At 70.7% G+C, this 14,388-nt stretch carries 14 protein-coding genes; 8 read left to right on the top strand and 6 right to left on the bottom strand.

The genetic code is table 11. The annotated features are described in order from the left end of the window. Window positions 1–31: 31 nt before the first annotated feature. Genes ACFWY9_RS14535 through ACFWY9_RS14525 form a run of 3 tightly spaced genes read left to right on the top strand, consistent with a single transcriptional unit; the run spans window position 32 to window position 1,058 of the window. Window positions 32–490, top strand: coding sequence for an Lrp/AsnC family transcriptional regulator (locus ACFWY9_RS14535; protein WP_345392447.1), 459 nt, complete (start codon window positions 32–34; stop codon window positions 488–490). Window positions 491–544: 54 nt separating this feature from the next. Beyond that, on the top strand, window positions 545–772 hold the full coding sequence (locus ACFWY9_RS14530; protein ID WP_378323203.1) for a hypothetical protein: 228 nt from the start codon (window positions 545–547) through the stop codon (window positions 770–772). Beyond that, the gene (locus ACFWY9_RS14525; RefSeq protein WP_378323204.1) at window positions 759–1,058 is read left to right on the top strand and encodes a hypothetical protein; all 300 of its coding nucleotides are present in this window, start codon (window positions 759–761) and stop codon (window positions 1,056–1,058) included. Before ACFWY9_RS14530 ends, ACFWY9_RS14525 begins: the two co-directional genes overlap by 14 nt. Window positions 1,059–1,067: 9 nt before the next feature. Here the strand turns inward: ACFWY9_RS14525 and ACFWY9_RS14520 are convergent, their stop codons facing one another. Both ACFWY9_RS14520 and ACFWY9_RS14515 read right to left on the bottom strand, forming a co-directional pair. Beyond that, on the bottom strand, window positions 1,068–2,147 hold the full coding sequence (locus ACFWY9_RS14520; RefSeq protein ID WP_378323205.1) for a GDSL-type esterase/lipase family protein: 1,080 nt from the start codon (window positions 2,145–2,147) through the stop codon (window positions 1,068–1,070). Between the two features lie 60 nt (window positions 2,148–2,207). Then, window positions 2,208–3,167, bottom strand: a complete 960-nt coding sequence (locus tag ACFWY9_RS14515; RefSeq protein ID WP_378323206.1) for a pyridoxal-phosphate dependent enzyme — start codon at window positions 3,165–3,167, stop codon at window positions 2,208–2,210. Window positions 3,168–3,239: 72 nt separating this feature from the next. Here ACFWY9_RS14515 and ACFWY9_RS14510 point away from each other — a divergent pair, with 72 nt between their 5' ends. After that, window positions 3,240–4,079, top strand: coding sequence for an oxidoreductase (locus tag ACFWY9_RS14510; protein ID WP_378323207.1), 840 nt, complete (start codon window positions 3,240–3,242; stop codon window positions 4,077–4,079). A 126-nt stretch (window positions 4,080–4,205) separates the two neighbouring features. After that, window positions 4,206–5,090, top strand: coding sequence for an RNA polymerase sigma factor SigJ (gene sigJ / locus ACFWY9_RS14505; RefSeq protein WP_378323209.1), 885 nt, complete (start codon window positions 4,206–4,208; stop codon window positions 5,088–5,090). A gap of 4 nt (window positions 5,091–5,094) precedes the next feature. On the opposite strand, the gene ACFWY9_RS14500 is transcribed toward sigJ, so the two are convergent. The 3 genes from ACFWY9_RS14500 to ACFWY9_RS14490 are packed head-to-tail and all read right to left on the bottom strand — an operon-like array spanning window position 5,095 to window position 9,099. Beyond that, entirely contained in the window at window positions 5,095–5,784 is a 690-nt protein-coding gene (locus ACFWY9_RS14500; protein WP_378323210.1) for an ABC transporter ATP-binding protein, read from the bottom strand. After that, a complete protein-coding gene (locus ACFWY9_RS14495; RefSeq protein ID WP_378323211.1) occupies window positions 5,781–6,494 on the bottom strand; it encodes an ABC transporter ATP-binding protein in 714 nt (237 codons plus the stop codon). The genes ACFWY9_RS14500 and ACFWY9_RS14495 overlap by 4 nt, the downstream gene beginning before the upstream one ends. Further along, window positions 6,484–9,099: an ABC transporter permease gene (locus ACFWY9_RS14490; RefSeq protein ID WP_378323212.1), complete on the bottom strand. Its 2,616-nt coding sequence runs from the start codon at window positions 9,097–9,099 to the stop codon at window positions 6,484–6,486. Before ACFWY9_RS14490 ends, ACFWY9_RS14495 begins: the two co-directional genes overlap by 11 nt. Window positions 9,100–9,362: 263 nt before the next feature. Here ACFWY9_RS14490 and ACFWY9_RS14485 point away from each other — a divergent pair, with 263 nt between their 5' ends. The 3 genes from ACFWY9_RS14485 to ACFWY9_RS14475 all read left to right on the top strand — a co-directional run bounded on the left by ACFWY9_RS14485 (window position 9,363) and on the right by ACFWY9_RS14475 (window position 12,634). Then, complete coding sequence (locus ACFWY9_RS14485) at window positions 9,363–11,108, top strand: glycosyl hydrolase family 18 protein (RefSeq protein WP_378323213.1); 1,746 nt, start codon at window positions 9,363–9,365, stop codon at window positions 11,106–11,108. Window positions 11,109–11,192: 84 nt separating this feature from the next. Continuing rightward, complete coding sequence (locus tag ACFWY9_RS14480; protein WP_378323215.1) at window positions 11,193–11,741, top strand: carboxymuconolactone decarboxylase family protein; 549 nt, start codon at window positions 11,193–11,195, stop codon at window positions 11,739–11,741. A gap of 56 nt (window positions 11,742–11,797) precedes the next feature. After that, window positions 11,798–12,634: a dienelactone hydrolase family protein gene (locus ACFWY9_RS14475; protein ID WP_378323216.1), complete on the top strand. Its 837-nt coding sequence runs from the start codon at window positions 11,798–11,800 to the stop codon at window positions 12,632–12,634. 55 nt (window positions 12,635–12,689) lie between these two features. Here ACFWY9_RS14475 and ACFWY9_RS14470 read toward each other — a convergent pair whose 3' ends face one another. After that, entirely contained in the window at window positions 12,690–14,321 is a 1,632-nt protein-coding gene (locus ACFWY9_RS14470) for a tannase/feruloyl esterase family alpha/beta hydrolase (RefSeq protein WP_378323217.1), read from the bottom strand. Between the last annotated feature and the right edge of the window lie 67 nt (window positions 14,322–14,388).

The following is a 14,388-nucleotide window of genomic DNA, read 5'->3' as shown; positions in this document are numbered from 1 at the left end:
AGCGAACGATCTCGCGGAGCGAGGCGATCGCATGAGTGGATCGGGCCCTTTGGAGCCGCTCGACCAGGCGATCGTGCAGGAGCTGGCCGCCGACGGGAGGCGCAGCTTCACGGATCTGGCCGAGCGGGTCGGGTTGTCGGTCTCGGCGGTGCACCAGCGGGTGCGGCGCCTCGAACAGCGGGGCGTCATCCTCGGCTACACCGCGCGCCTGGACGGCGAGCAGATCGGCCTTCCGCTGACCGCGCTGATCTCGCTGACGCCGAACGATCCGGCCGCGCCGGACGACTACCCGCAGCGGATCCAGCACATCACCGAGATCGAGTCGTGCTACTCGGTGGCGGGCGACGAGTCCTACATCCTGCTGGTGCGGGTCGCCTCGCCGCTGGGCCTGGAGGATCTGCTCCGCCGGATCCGGGAGGCCGCGAAGGTGTCGACCCGGACCACGGTGGTGCTGTCCACGCCGTTCGAGGGCCGGTCTCCGACGCTCTGACCTGCGTGAACCAGAAATCCGCTGGACCGGAAGAACGCTGGTACGATAAAAGGTATGGCAACACGTAAGGTGACTCTCTCACTGGACAGCGGCGCCCTCGAATTCGCCGAGCGCGCCGCGAAGGCACACGGGATCTCGGTCTCGTCCTGGTTGTCGAAGGCGGCCAGGCGCGAGGCGGTCCGTACCGGGTACACCCCGCAGAAGGCCCCGGCGCAGCCCGCCGCGGAGCTGGACGAGGCCGAGCGCAGCGCGGCGGAAAAGGATCTGCGTGCGCAGGGGTGAAGTCTGGACGTACCACCCTCCGACCGATCCTTCCCGGCAGCGCACGGTGGTGCTGCTGTCCTCGGACGGGGTGAACGAGTCCGAGCGGCCGTGGCTGCTCGGCACCGAACTGCTCGACCACGATCCGCAGGACATCCTCGGCGTCGCGATCGACGCGCGTTACTGGGTGTCCACGCTCAACCTGACCCGGCTCTACCGCCCGTGGTTCGACGAGCGCATCGCCGAGATCGACCTGGAAGTGCAGGAGCGCATCGACATCGCGCTGCGTGCCGCGCTCGATCTCTGAACGCCGGGCTTAGCGGGCGACGACCTCCGGCGCGGGATGCAGATGGCCGTCCGGCCCGGCCAGGCAGGTCGCGTTGCCGTCCCGCAGTGCGAGGAACTCGTTGAGGCAGTTCGCGACCTCGGCGTGCCCGTTCGCGTTGGGGTGGAAGGATTCCTGGAGCGCGTGCTGGGCTCGGTCGGCCTGCCCGAGATCGCTCAGCTTCAAGGTCAGCCGCGTGAACCACTCGCGGCTCTGATCCGCGCCGCCGCTGCACGCCTCGTGCCCGGCGCCCGCCTTCGCGAGGTCGAGGAACCGCGCACCGGTCTGCTGCGCCGCCTGTTTCAGCCCGCGCGAGAGCATCGTGACCCCGTCCCGCGCGATCCACTGCAGATCGTCGGGACGGAACGGGCAGCCGTTGAGGTTGCGCAGTTCCTCCGGGATACCGGGACCCACCGGGGTGGCGTAGGACTGCAACACCAGCTGGTAGTCCGCCGGGACATACCCCGCCCTCGCCAGCACCGCCTTGACATCGTCGACGGCCTTGACCACCTTCGGCACCATCGCGTCCACTTTGGACTGCCAGCCCTGTTGCATCGCGACGCTGCACGAGGGCAGGTCGGGGGAGAACCAGGCCTTGAAGCATTCGGTGACCTGCGCGGAGAACTTCGGGTCGTCGTTGGCGCCGACGGCGATCACCACGACCGGCACCCGGTGGTCCTTGACCAGCGTCGCGAGCTGCTGCGCCTGCGAGCCCTCCGTCCACTGCTTGACGTCGCCGAGCGCGACCTGCTCGGCGGGCGCACCGGAACACGCGAGATTGACGCGCTCCAGAAGCCCGGGGAACTTGACCTTCTGGATGAACGCGTTCGGCGAGCGATGGCACCAGTTGCCGTTCGGGCCGTTCGTCTCCGCCGTGTACATCCCGGCGCCCTCGCCGGACACGGTGCTGTCGCCGAGCGCGACGGCGGTCAGCGGGCCGTTTCCGGGCGGGCTGGGCCGCGGGAACGGCTGCCCGTTGCGGCTTTCCGCGCCGAAGAAGACGAACAACCCCGCCAGCACCGCCACGGCGGCGAGCACGAGGGCTCCCCACCACCACCGAAAACGTCGCATCGCCGCCAGTCTACGGATTCCCGGGCCCGGCCCGGTGCTCGTGCCAGTGTCTCGGTGGTCTCAGTCCCGCGCGATCAGCTCGGCGAACCGCTCCGGGCTGACGTTGCCGCCGGAGAGGATCACCCCGACCTGCCCCGGTGCCGGGACGCGGCCGCTGAGCAGGGCCGCGATGCCGGTGGCGCCGCTGGGTTCGAGGACGATCTTCAGCCGTTCGAACGCGAAGCGCATCGCCTCGCGGACCTCGTCGTCGGTCACCAGCGCGACGTCGTCGACGACCTCCCGGTTGATCGAGAACGTCAGCTCGCCCGGGGTCTCCGCGGCCTGGCCGTCGGCGATGGTGCGGGGGACGTCGATCTTGACCCGCTCGCCCGCCTCCAGGGACCGCTTCGTGTCGTCGCCGGCGGCGGGTTCGACACCCACCACCCGGATCCCGGGACGCAGCGCCTTCGCGGCGGTGCCACTGCCCGCGATGAGGCCACCGCCGCCCACCGGGACCACGAGCGTGTCCAGCGCGCCGGCCTCTTCGAGCAGTTCCAGTGCCGAGGTGCCCTGCCCGGCGATCACGTGCGGGTGCTCGTAGGGCGGGATGAGCGTGAGGCCGCGTTCGGCCGCGAGCGCGGCACCCAGCGCGACCCGGTCGCCGGTATAGCGGTCGTAGGTGACGATCTCCGCGCCGTACCCGGCCGTGGCGTCCACTTTGGACTGGGGCGTGTCCTCGGGCATCAGGACCACCGCACTGCTGCCCAGTTCCGCGGCCGCGAGAGCGACGGCCTGGGCGTGGTTGCCCGACGAGTACGCCACGACACCCTTGTTCAGCTGCTCGGGCGCGAGCCGGGAAACAGCGTTGTAGGCGCCGCGGAACTTGAAGGCACCGATCCGCTGGAGGTTCTCGCACTTGAGGAACACCTCGGCCCCGACGCGTTCGTCCAGCGTGCGCGAGCGCAGCACCGGCGTGTGGTGCGCCACACCGGACAGGCGGGTGGCCGCATCGCGGACGTCGTCGAGGGTGACCGCGGGCATGATGCTCCTTGAGAACGAGGTGAGTGATCGTTCTCCAGCATGGGGGATCGGACGTACTGGAGGGAAACGTTTATGACGAACGGAACGGCCGGCCGCGTCTGGCTGATCACCGGCTGCTCGGCCGGTTTCGGCAGGGAACTCGTCCTCGCCGCGCTGGCGGCGGGCGACCGGGTGGTGGCGACCGCGCGGCGCCCGGAGACGCTGGCGGATCTGGAGGAACGCGGACAGGGCCGGGTCCGCGCCGTGGCGCTCGACGTCACCGATCCCGCGCAGGTTTCGGCCGCGGTCGAAACCGCGTACGAGGCGTTCGGCCGCATCGACGTCGTGGTCAACAACGCCGGGCACGGTGCGGTCGGCGCGGTCGAGGAACTGACCATGGACGAGCTGCGCTCGGTCATGGAGGTGATGTTCTTCGGCGCGGTCGAGGTCACCAAGGCGGTGCTGCCGCGGCTGCGGGAGCAGGGCAGCGGCACGATCGTGCAGATCAGCTCGATGGGCGGCCAGGTCACCATGCCGGGGTTCGGCGCGTACTGCGCGGCGAAGTTCGCGCTGGAGGGGCTTTCCGACGCGCTCGCCGCCGAGGTCGCGCCGTTCGGGGTGCGGGTGCTGATCGTCGAACCGGGCGCGTTCCGGACCGAGTTCGGCGGTGGCCGGATGCAGCGGTCCCGGGAGATCGACGCCTATCACCTGTCCGCGGGGCCGACGCGGGCGGCAGTGGACACAATGGACGGTGCACAGCCGGGCGACCCGGCCAAGGCGGCCGCCGCGATCGTGCGCGCGGTGGACAGCGAGAACCCGCCGCTGCGGCTGGCACTGGGTGCGGACGCGGTGGACGGGATCCGTGCCCAGCACCAGTCACTGGCCGACGACCTGACCGCGTGGGAGGACGTCAGCCGCTCGACCGCGCTCTGACTGTCCGTGGGGGCCTCCCCAGGGGACTCCGGGTCTCTCGGGGAGGCCCCCACGGACCGCGGCGGTCACAGTGGGCGGGTTCGGTTCGTCAGAGCACTGACGGATGTCGATGGAGGAAAGCGACCGATGGACGAGAACGAGTTCCTTGCCGAGCGGTTCGAGGCACACCACTCACACCTGCGCGCGGTCGCCTACCGCATGCTGGGCTCGCTGAGCGAGGCCGACGACGCGGTGCAGGAGGCGTGGTTCCGGCTGAGCCGCGCGGACACCGCCGAGGTCGAGAACTTCGGGGGCTGGCTGACCACCGTGGTCGGCCGGGTGTGCCTGGACATGCTGCGCTCGCGCAAGTCGAGGCGGGAGGAACCGCTCGGCGTCCACGTTCCGGAGCCGCTGGTGAGCCGCGCCGACGGCCTCGACCCGGAGCAGGAGGTCCTGCTCGCCGACTCGGTGGGCCTGGCGCTGCTGGTGGTGCTGGAGATGCTGGCCCCGGCCGAACGGCTCGCGTTCGTCCTGCACGACATGTTCGGCGTGCCCTTCGACGAGGTGGCGGGCATCGTGGGCCGGTCGCCGGCGGCGACGCGTCAGCTCGCCAGCCGCGCTCGCCGTCGCGTCCAGTCCACCGCGCCGATGCCCGACGCCGATCTGGATCGGCAGCGAGAGGTACTCGACGCATTTCTCGCCGCTTCGCGCGGAGGCGACTTCGACGCGCTCGTGGCGGTTCTCGATCCGGATGTGGTGCTCCGCGCCGACATGGGTGTCACCGCCGAAGGCCTGTCCGCGGTCGTGCGGGGCGCGGAGAACGTCGCCAAGCGCGCCCTGATGTTCGCACGGTTCTCGCACCTCGCTCGGCCCGCGCTCGTCAACGGCGCCGTCGGGCTCGTCACGAGCCGCGAAGGCGAGCCGGTCGGGGTCATGGGCGTCACCGTCCGGAACGGCCGGATCGTCGAGATCGACATCCTCGCAGACCCGGCGCGCCTGGCCGGTCTGGACCTGACGGTGCTGGAGGACTGAAGGCTCAGTCGAGCAATGCGGTCAGGACGCCGTCGAGGAGCCGGACGCGGCGGTCGGCGATGCGGTGCACCTCGTCGTCGTGGGTCGCGACGACGACCGCCGCGCCCTCCTCGGCGCACCGGCGCAGCAGCCGCAGGACACGCGGTGTGCTGCCCGCGTCGAGGTGCGCGGTCGGCTCGTCGGTGAGCAGCACCCGCGGCCGCCCGCTGACCGCGCGGGCGAGCGCGACCCGTTGCTGCTGGCCGAAGGAGACCTCCAGCGGGTAGCGGTCGCCGAGGTCGCCGATGCCGAGTTCGTCGAGCAGCTCGGCCACCCTGGCGGTGATCGCGCCGTCGCCGGGCCGGGGCACGTCGGAACGCAGCCGCAGGGGTAAGGCGACGTTCTCGGCGATGGTGAGTTCGTTCGCCAGCCCGAGCGCCTGCGGCAGCACCGCGCAGGTGTGCCAGGGTGGCGCGCCGGTGATCGGGACGCCGTCGAGCAGGACGCGGCCCGAGTCGGGGGAGTCGAACCCGCACAGCAACGCCAGCAGCGCGCTCTTGCCGGAACCGGAGCGGCCCGACACGGTGACCAGCTCACCCGCGTCGACGTGGAGTTCGAGCCCGCGCAACACCTCGACGTCCCCGCTCGGGTGAGCGAAACTTCGCCGCAGTGCGACCGCGCGCACCAGCGAGTCGTCGGCGGCTTCGGCGGTCATCGCGTCCCTCCGGGTTCCCCGCCGTCCGCGGTGGTGGTTTCGACACCTTCGAGTTTTCCCTTGTGCAGCCGGGCGATCCGGTCGCCGAGGGAGATGAGCCGTTCGTCGTGGGAGGCCACGAGCACCGCGAAGTCCTGGTCGACGAGGAACCGCAGCGTGTCGAGCACGAGATCGGCGGAGGCCTCGTCGAGCTGGGACGTCGGTTCGTCGGCCAGGATCACCGACGACTGCCGGGCCAGCGCGCACCCGAACGCGAGCCGCTGCTGCTGCCCGCCCGACAGCGCCGAGATCCGCCAGCGCCCGGTCCCGTCGAGCCCGAGCTGGCGCAGGATCTCGTCCGGGCGGCATTCGGTGCGGGCGGATTCGGCGGCGGCCCGCAGGTTGTCGGCGACGTTGAGATAGGAGAAGAGGTTGTCCGGCGGGTTCTGGAAGATCAGCCCGAGGTGGTCTCGCCGCAGGGCCCGGCGTTCGGAATGCCGCAGCTTCCCGGTGTCGGCGCCCTGGAACGTCAGCGTGCCGCGGGCGGGCCGCTCCAGCAGGCCCAGCACCCGGAGCAGGGTCGACTTCCCGGAACCGGACGGCCCGGCGAGCACGGTCAGTCCCCGCGCGGGGATGTCGATGCCGATCTCGTCGACACCGGTGACCACCCCGGCGGGCGTCGGGTAGTCGACGCCGATGCCGCGCAGCTGGAAAATCGGTTTACTGGGCACGAATCAGCTCCGCGGTCCGTGCGGTGCGGACCGACCGCACCGCGAGCCAGCCTGCCAGCGCCACCACGAGGGCGCCCACGCCGCAGACGATCAGCACGAACGGTGCCAGGTCGGGCAGTTCCGAACGGGGCGCGAGGAACGTCGCGGGGTCGAACCGCGACACCGAAAGGCCCGCGACGGAGACCCCGCACACCACTCCGACGACGACCGCCAGCCCGCTGAGCGCGCCCAGTTCCATGAGGTGACTGGCCAGCAGTGCCCTCGGCCGCATGCCCATCCGCAGCACCAGCGCCCCGGCGAGCGCGTTCTGCCGCCGTCTGACCTCGACCGCGACGAGCAGCGCGAGCACCGCGACCACGCCGAGGACGGTACCCAGCAGTGCGACGAAGGAGAACGTCCACGACACGACGTAGAAGGGCAGCGCGTCGAGCGCGGCTTCGCGGCTGATCCGGTTGGGCTGGGTGAGCCCGATTTTGGTCAGTGCGGCGGAAACCACGCTCATCGGCGCGCTGGAAAGCACACTCCACTTGGGAACGGAGTACAGCTGCGAGCCGGTGAGCGCCGCCCGGGAAATCACGTAGCCCGGGTTGGTGCCGATGATCGGGAACATCGGGACGTCGCCGATCGGGGCCGCGTCGGCGAGCCCGTACGGCAGCGCGGCGGTCTGGGCGCGGGTGTGCCCGACACGGATCGCGGGGATGCCCTGTCCGCCCACCGGGCCGAGCTTGTCCAGCAGGGCCTTGGCGTCGGCGGACAGTGCTTCGGCCGCGGCCGCGTGGCGGAAGGTGGCCGGATCCACCACCAGCACCACACTGCCGGTGCCGGTCAGCTCCCCGACGATCGTGCTGGTGCCGCGGAGTTCGGCGGGCATCGGGATGCTGCCCATGCCGAGCGTGCTTTCGGTGTCGATGCGGGTTTCGGCGCCGACGAACACCGCCGACTTCGTCCGCAGCGCGTCCTCCTGACCGCGGGCGATCCCGGTCCCGGTGGCGAGGGTGCCGATGGCCAGTGTGCCGATCACGAGCACCCCGGTGACCGGGGCCCGCGCGCTGGCGAGTCTGCGGATCGCCAGCTGCAGCGCCGGACGTGACCACAGCCGCGCCCGGTGGGAGGCGTGCAGCGCCAGCCAGGCGATGCGCGCGGCGAGCAGGCCGACGGTGAGCACGACGAACACCGGGTAGGTCAGTGCGAGCGGGTCGACCTGGGGGAGCGGGTTGCCCAGCTTGGACGCGTCGCCGTAGTCGACGAGCCGGTTCCAGCCCAGTACCGCCAGCCCCGCGGTCGCCAGTTCCCACGGGACGAACATCAGCAGCCGTGCGGCGCCGCGGCCACGCCGGACCCGGCCGAGTTCGAACTCGCGGTGCGCGCGGATCGCGACCACGCCGGCGAGCAGGATCAGGGCCAGCCCGAGCACGCCCCCGGCGACCAGGCCCGCCGAAAGTTCCGAGCCGCTGTCGGGTTCGCCTGGTGGTCCGTACACGCTCAGCAGGAGGCGGGCCAGGAACGCGCCGGCGGCGCCGCCGAGCAGGATCGGCAGCCCGAGTTCGGCGACCGCGAGCATGCCGAGCGCGGCCGGGCCGCTGCCCCGCGCCGAAAGCAGGCGGAGCTGCGGCTGGCGCCGTTGATACCACTGCAGGGCCACCGTGCCGATCCCGGCGCAGCCGACGAGGACGCTGATCGCGGCCAGCGGCAGAATCGAGACGAGGACGTTGTCGCGGGCTTCGTGGCTGATCTCGGTGGAACGCTGGAACGGCGTCGACCCGATGACAACGTTGGCAAGACCTTGTGTGGCAAGGTCGGCGCGGACGTCCTCGACGAGTGCCTTCGACCGCGCCAGCAGGTCGTCGGCGGCGCTCACGGTGGTGGGAGGCGGCTCGTAGAACGAGATGTGGAGATTGCTCAGTCCGGGCAGCCCGACGGCGCGCACCGTGTCGTCGAAGGTCTTCCGGTCGGTGGCGAACATGACCGAGTCGAGCGGATCGTTCGCCAGCCGGTTCACGACCGCGGAACGCTGCTGGGAACACCACCACCGGGGCGGCGGATCGAGCAGATCCGCGTAGAGCCCGGTGACCGGCGGCAGGGCGGTTCCGTGAAAGCTGGGCCGGGTGCCGACACCGATGTGCTGGGCTCCCGCGACGACCTCGCCGAGCCACACGCCCGGCGTCCGCGACCCCCGCAGCATCGTCAGGTGGTCCAGACCGGCCTGCTCGCGGTAGCCGAGCACCACCTTGTAGTAGGGAACGCCGTTGAATTCGGTGTTGAACAGGACCGGCGTGTACATCCCGGTGGCGGGTGCGGTGAATCCCCGGGCGGCGGCGTGGCGGCGGACCGTGTCGAGGACCGCCGGGACGGCGCTCACCGGGACGCCGTTCTTGGCGAACACCGGGCCGTACTCGTCCGGACAGACCGTGCCGGTCTGATAGGCGACCGTGGCGCCGCCCGCGGCCGCCGCCTGCAGCACGGCCGCGGTGCCGAGGAAACAGGCGAGCAGCGCGGTCACCGCGGCGACGATGAGCGTCAACGGACTCGACAACGCCGTCCGTGGCGCGGCGCGCCAAGGCTTGGTGACTCTCAGTCGGCCGAATTGCCCCCAGCTCACCCGCATGGCTGCCGACGCTACCGGGAGATCCGCCTGGTGAGAACGCCATTATCGATTTTGTTGCATACGCTCAGTATCGGATTCCGGACCCGGCGGTACCGCTTCACCCGAATGCCGTGGTGAGGACCAGTGTGCCGCAGTGGTCCAGACCTTGACTTGATCAATGGTCTAGTCCAATCCTGGAGAACGCTTCCCGCCGTGCCTCGCCGCGGTACGGCTCCCCACAGCAATCCCGAGACAGCGATGTCCCGACTGCACTGGAGTGCAGAATGTCCCGACACAGACGCCTTCGCGCCCTGTTCACCTCCCTCGCCTCCGCGGTGCTCGCGGCCGGTGTCCTGCTCACCGGATCCGGCACCGCGCACGCCGCCACCCCGTTGCCCGCGCACGTGTTCGCCCCGTACTTCGAGGCATGGACCGGCGAAAGCCCCGCGAACCTGGCCCAGCAGTCCGGCGCCAAGCACCTGACGATGGCTTTCCTGCAGGCCGCCACCAAGGGCTCGTGCACCGTCTACTGGAACGGCGACACCGGGATGCCGGTCTCGCAGGCCACCTTCGGTGCCGACATCGCCACGATCCGGTCCCGCGGCGGCGACGTCATCCCGTCCTTCGGCGGCTACACGGCCACGCACAACGGCACCGAGATCGCCGACAGCTGCACCGACGTGGACCAGATCGCCGCCGCGTACGAGCAGGTCATCACGACCTACGACGTGCCGCGCCTCGACTTCGACATCGAGGACAACTCGCTGACCAACGCCGCCGGGATCGACCGGCGCAACAAGGCGATGAAGAAGGTCGAGGACTGGGCCGCCTCCACCGGTCGCTCGATCCAGTTCTCCTACACGCTGCCCACCACGACCTCGGGGCTGGCCGAAAACGGGCTCGCCGTGCTGCGCAACGCGGTCTCCAACGGCGCGCGGGTCGACGTGGTGAACATGATGACCTTCGACTACTACGACAACGCCACGCACAACATGGCCGAGGACACCAAGACCTCGGCGAACGGCCTGGTCTCCCAGCTGGGCGCGCTCTATCCGGGCAAGACGGAGCCGCAGCGCTGGGCGATGGTCGGGATCACCGAGATGATCGGCGTCGACGACTTCGGTCCCGGCGAGACGTTCACGACGGCCGACGCCACCACGGTCTACAACTGGGCGGTTTCGAAGGGCATCAACGAGCTGTCGTTCTGGGCGTTGCAGCGCGACAACGGCAACTGCCCCGGCGGATCCGCCGCGGACAACTGCTCGGGCATCGAGCAGCCGCTGTACTACTTCAGCAAGACGTTCGCACCCTTCACCGGCGGAAATCCGGTCCCCGGCAACGACTTCTCGGTGACTTCCAGCCCGGGAACCGGCTCGGTCGACCCCGGCGGCTCCCTCACCGCGTCGATCGCGACCGCCGTCACCGGCGGGAAGCCGCAGCAGGTCAGCCTCGCGGTCACCGGCGCGCCCTCGGGAGCCACGGTGACGATCAGCCCGTCCACGGTGACCGCGGGGGAAAGCGCGAAGCTGTCGATAGCCACGACCGCGGCTACTGCCTCAGGCAGCTACCTCCTGACGATCACCGGCACCGCCGCCTCCGGCAGTCACACCGCGACCTACACCCTGACCATCAACGGCGACACCCCGTCGGGCCCTGTCCTCAACGCCGGGTTCGAATCCGGCGCGCTGAGCCCGTGGACCGCCGTGGCGGGCGATTCGGTCGTGTCCTCGCCGGTGCACTCCGGTTCGCACGCCCTGCAGGCGGCGGCCACCGGTTCGTCCACCGGGGAGGCGAGCCAGAACCTCACCCTGGCGCCGAACCACGCGTACACGCTCAAGGCCTGGGTGCAGGGCAGTTTCGCCTATCTCGGTGTCCGCGGCGGCGCGACCGCCAGCTCGTGGACCTCGGCCACCGGCTGGACCCAGCTGTCGGTGCCGTTCACGACCGGCGCGTCCGGCGCGGTGACGGTGTACGTGCACGGCTGGTACGGCCAGGGCAACGTCTACGCGGACGACTTCACCATCACCTGAGCGCGGCATTCTGGAGGATGGCCCGCGGTGTGGTGATCCGGGAAGACTGAGCACGGCCGGATCACCACACCGCGAGGAGAACCCATGCCGCACATCCCCGTCGACGAGAACCTGCCCGGAATCGTCGGACTGCTCGCGTTCCGCCCCGAAACGGCCGCGCCGCTCAACCAGCTCGCCGAGGTGCTGCTGCGCGGGCCGAGCAGCCTGACGGTCGGGGACCGGGAGCTGATCGCCGCCGTCGTCTCCCGTGCCAACGAGTGTCAGTTCTGCTCCCGCAGTCACGCCGCGGTGGCCGCCGAAGCACTCGACGGCGGGATGCCCGTGGTGGACGCGGCGTGCCAGAACGTCGACCACGCCCCGGTGTCGCCGAAGATCCGCGCCTTGCTGAAGATCGCGCTCGCGACGCGGGAGAGCGGGCGCGCGGTGACCGGCGAACTGGTCGCGGCCGCGCGCGGCGAAGGGGCGACGGACATGGAAGTCCACGACACGGTCCTGATCGCCGCGGCGTTCTGCCTGTACAACCGCTACGTCGACGGGCTCGGCGCGGCCACCCCGGACAACGCCGAGCTGTACCGGCAAATGGGTATCCGGCTACTGGAGAACGGCTACCTCGGGACCGGCACCCGCCCCTGAACAAGGGACTCCGGTCAGTACCGTGGGCGGCAGCCCGTTGACCGGAAGGCGGCTCGATGACCGACCACGACCTCAGTGGCTTCTCGCGGGAGGACTTCACCCACGACGGCGTGACGCACGCCGTCCACCGGCGCGGGACCGGGCCCGCCGTGATCGTGATGTCCGAAGTCCCCGGCATCACGCCGAAGGTCGCCGAGTTCGCCGAGCGGGTCGCCGCGATCGGCTGCACCGTGGTCATGCCGGACCTGTTCGGGCGAGCCGGGCGGGACCCGAACCCGGCCGCCCACGGCTACGCGGCGATGCTCGCCTACGGGGTCGAGACGATGGCCAAAGTGTGTGTCAGCAAGGAATTCACCCTGCTGGCGACCGGCCGCTCCTCCCGGGTGGTGACCTGGCTGCGGGCGCTGGCCGCCCGCGAACACGAACGTTGTGGCGGGCCCGGCGTCGGCGCCGTCGGGATGTGCCTGACCGGCGGATTCGCGCTGGCGATGGCGGTCGACGACCGGTTGCTCGCGCCGGTGCTTTCGCAGCCGTCGCTGCCGTTGGCGATCGGCCGCCGGCGCGCGGGCACGATCGACATCTCGGCCGCGGACCTCGCCGTGGTGAAGGACCGTTGTGCCCGCGAGGGGCTGCAGGTGCTCGGAATGCGTTTCCGCGGCGACAAGTTCGTACCCGAGGCACGATTCGGGTTCCTGCGCCGGGAACTGGGCGACGCGTTCGTAGCCGTCGAGCTGGACGACGAGGACGCCAACCCGGAAGGTGTGCTCCCGCCGCACTCCGTACTCACCGAGCACCTCGTCGACAGCCCCGGCACCCCGACCCGGATCGCGCTCGATCAAGTGCTGGACCTGTTCCGCACCAAGCTGCTCGGACCGGTCGACGAGCACGCGTGACCAACGCCCGTGGCCGTCCGTGCCGGGAACACGGACGGCCACGGGAGGACGAGGCTCAGTGCCCGGTGCAGCGGTAGCTCGACGCCGCCGCGGGGTCACCGTGCCCGGTATAGCGTGAGACCTGCGGGTACGGGCAGAGGTTTCGCGTCGCGGAGCCGTCGGTGGTGGCCGCCGCGAGGGTGGCCGGTGCCTTGCCGTGCTCGACCCAGTCCACCAGCGTCCCCAGCGGATCGGTCGGCCGCGGCCCGGCGCCACCGCCACAGTGTTCGACGCCAGGGGCGAGGAACAGGCGGTAGAAGTCGTTCACGCGGTCGGCGCCGCCCATCCGCCGCTCCACCTGCCGCCGGTACTGCAGGGTGCCGCCCGGCGGGATCAGCTGGTCGGCGGTGCCGACGTAGGTGAGTAGCTTGCCCCCGGCCCGGCGGAACGCGGACAGGTCGGGGTCCGCGGTGCCGATCGTGCTGTCGTACTCCCTCGCCGACTGGCGGAACAGCTCGGTGAACTGGTCGTAGGTGATCGTCGCGGTGTCGAACTCCGGCTGCTTCTTCAGGAAGCTCTGCACCCATTTGACGGCGACGGGAAACCCGGGCGCGGACAGGGTGCCGTCCGGTGCGGCCTGGGTACCGGCCAGCCAGGTGAAGTCCGCGCCCTTCGGCAGGCCCGCCCACAGCTTCCGGCCGTGGCCATCGGCCGGTCCCGCCCAGATCTTGCGCACGACGTCAGCGTCCGCGGCCGTCACAGTGATTTCCTTGCCCTCACAGGGAATTCGGGAGCCCACGAGGGAGCGGGGATCGTAACCGCACTCGTCGGGGCGGTCGATGACGCCGTTGGTGACTCCGTCGTTCGGGTCGCAGGCCTTGATCGCGGCCTTTCGGAAGGCGTCGAGCACACAGTTGGCGACGAAGTGGTGGTCGTTGTTCATCACGACCTTCGGCCACAGGGTCGCGACCGCGAACCGCGTCCAGTCGACCGCCGGAGCGTTGGCCAGGACGCCGTCGAAGTCGCTCGCGTAGTTCTGGGCCTCGGCGTAGCCCTGACGTCCGCCGGTCGAGCAGCCGTTCCAGTACGCGTACGAGACGGCCCGGTGGTAGAACTTCCGGGTCACGTCCTTGCCGATCACGGCCGATTCGTGCACCGAACGGGTCGCGAAGTTCGTCAGCAACGGCTGGTCGACCGTGCCATCCGCCTTGAGTGCCCAGCGGGTGTCGAGCGGGTCGGAGGACACCCCGGCGTCGGTGGTCACGCCCGCGTAGCCGTCCTTGACCGCCTGGACCAGGGGCGCGCCGAAGTCCCCGGCGGCGTAAGCGCTTCCACCGACCGCCTGCAGCCGGCCCGTCCAGCCGGTTTCCGGCAGGGTGACCGCGATCCTGACGTGGTCGTTCGCTCCGGAATGACCGAGGATGACCGTGATCTCGCAGTACGCCGGGACGTCGGTGACCGACGTGGCAGGGCTCAGCGGGGTGGCCGGGAACGAGACGGTGCCGCCATGGTGACGGACCGCTCGCACCGTCTCGATCCTCGCCCCGGCCGGAGCGGTGACCGGGAGCGCCGTACAGCTGGACGTCGTCGCTTCGGCCGCCCGGACCACGGACTCCGTGGCGGTGGGCTGCGGTGTCGCGCTCGTCGTGAGCGGGACCAGCACGGCGAGCGGCACCGCGGCCGTCAGCAGTTTCGTTACGAGGCTCATCAGCTTCCTCTTCGGGATGTCCGCACGGGAACCCGGCTTTCGGTGGTAGGTGTCGGCAGGCCGTCGT

This window comes from Amycolatopsis sp. NPDC059027, from assembly GCF_042739735.1.
In the GTDB taxonomy this organism is placed as follows: domain Bacteria; phylum Actinomycetota; class Actinomycetes; order Mycobacteriales; family Pseudonocardiaceae; genus Amycolatopsis.
Note: the sequence above shows the minus strand (reverse complement) of the source record. Positions and strands in the feature narration are given on the sequence as shown.

Excerpts from the sequence above, each read along its gene's own strand:
- ACFWY9_RS14535 (WP_345392447.1), top strand. The coding sequence starts at position 32 with ATGAGTGGATCGGGCCCTTTGGAGCCGCTCGACCAGGCGATCGTGCAG.
- ACFWY9_RS14530 (WP_378323203.1), top strand. The coding sequence starts at position 545 with ATGGCAACACGTAAGGTGACTCTCTCACTGGACAGCGGCGCCCTCGAA.
- ACFWY9_RS14520 (WP_378323205.1), bottom strand. The coding sequence starts at position 2,147 with ATGCGACGTTTTCGGTGGTGGTGGGGAGCCCTCGTGCTCGCCGCCGTG.
- ACFWY9_RS14515 (WP_378323206.1), bottom strand. The coding sequence starts at position 3,167 with ATGCCCGCGGTCACCCTCGACGACGTCCGCGATGCGGCCACCCGCCTG.
- ACFWY9_RS14510 (WP_378323207.1), top strand. The coding sequence starts at position 3,240 with ATGACGAACGGAACGGCCGGCCGCGTCTGGCTGATCACCGGCTGCTCG.
- sigJ (WP_378323209.1), top strand. The coding sequence starts at position 4,206 with ATGGACGAGAACGAGTTCCTTGCCGAGCGGTTCGAGGCACACCACTCA.
- ACFWY9_RS14500 (WP_378323210.1), bottom strand. The coding sequence starts at position 5,784 with ATGACCGCCGAAGCCGCCGACGACTCGCTGGTGCGCGCGGTCGCACTG.
- ACFWY9_RS14490 (WP_378323212.1), bottom strand. The coding sequence starts at position 9,099 with ATGCGGGTGAGCTGGGGGCAATTCGGCCGACTGAGAGTCACCAAGCCT.
- ACFWY9_RS14485 (WP_378323213.1), top strand. The coding sequence starts at position 9,363 with ATGTCCCGACACAGACGCCTTCGCGCCCTGTTCACCTCCCTCGCCTCC.
- ACFWY9_RS14480 (WP_378323215.1), top strand. The coding sequence starts at position 11,193 with ATGCCGCACATCCCCGTCGACGAGAACCTGCCCGGAATCGTCGGACTG.
- ACFWY9_RS14475 (WP_378323216.1), top strand. The coding sequence starts at position 11,798 with ATGACCGACCACGACCTCAGTGGCTTCTCGCGGGAGGACTTCACCCAC.
- ACFWY9_RS14470 (WP_378323217.1), bottom strand. The coding sequence starts at position 14,321 with ATGAGCCTCGTAACGAAACTGCTGACGGCCGCGGTGCCGCTCGCCGTG.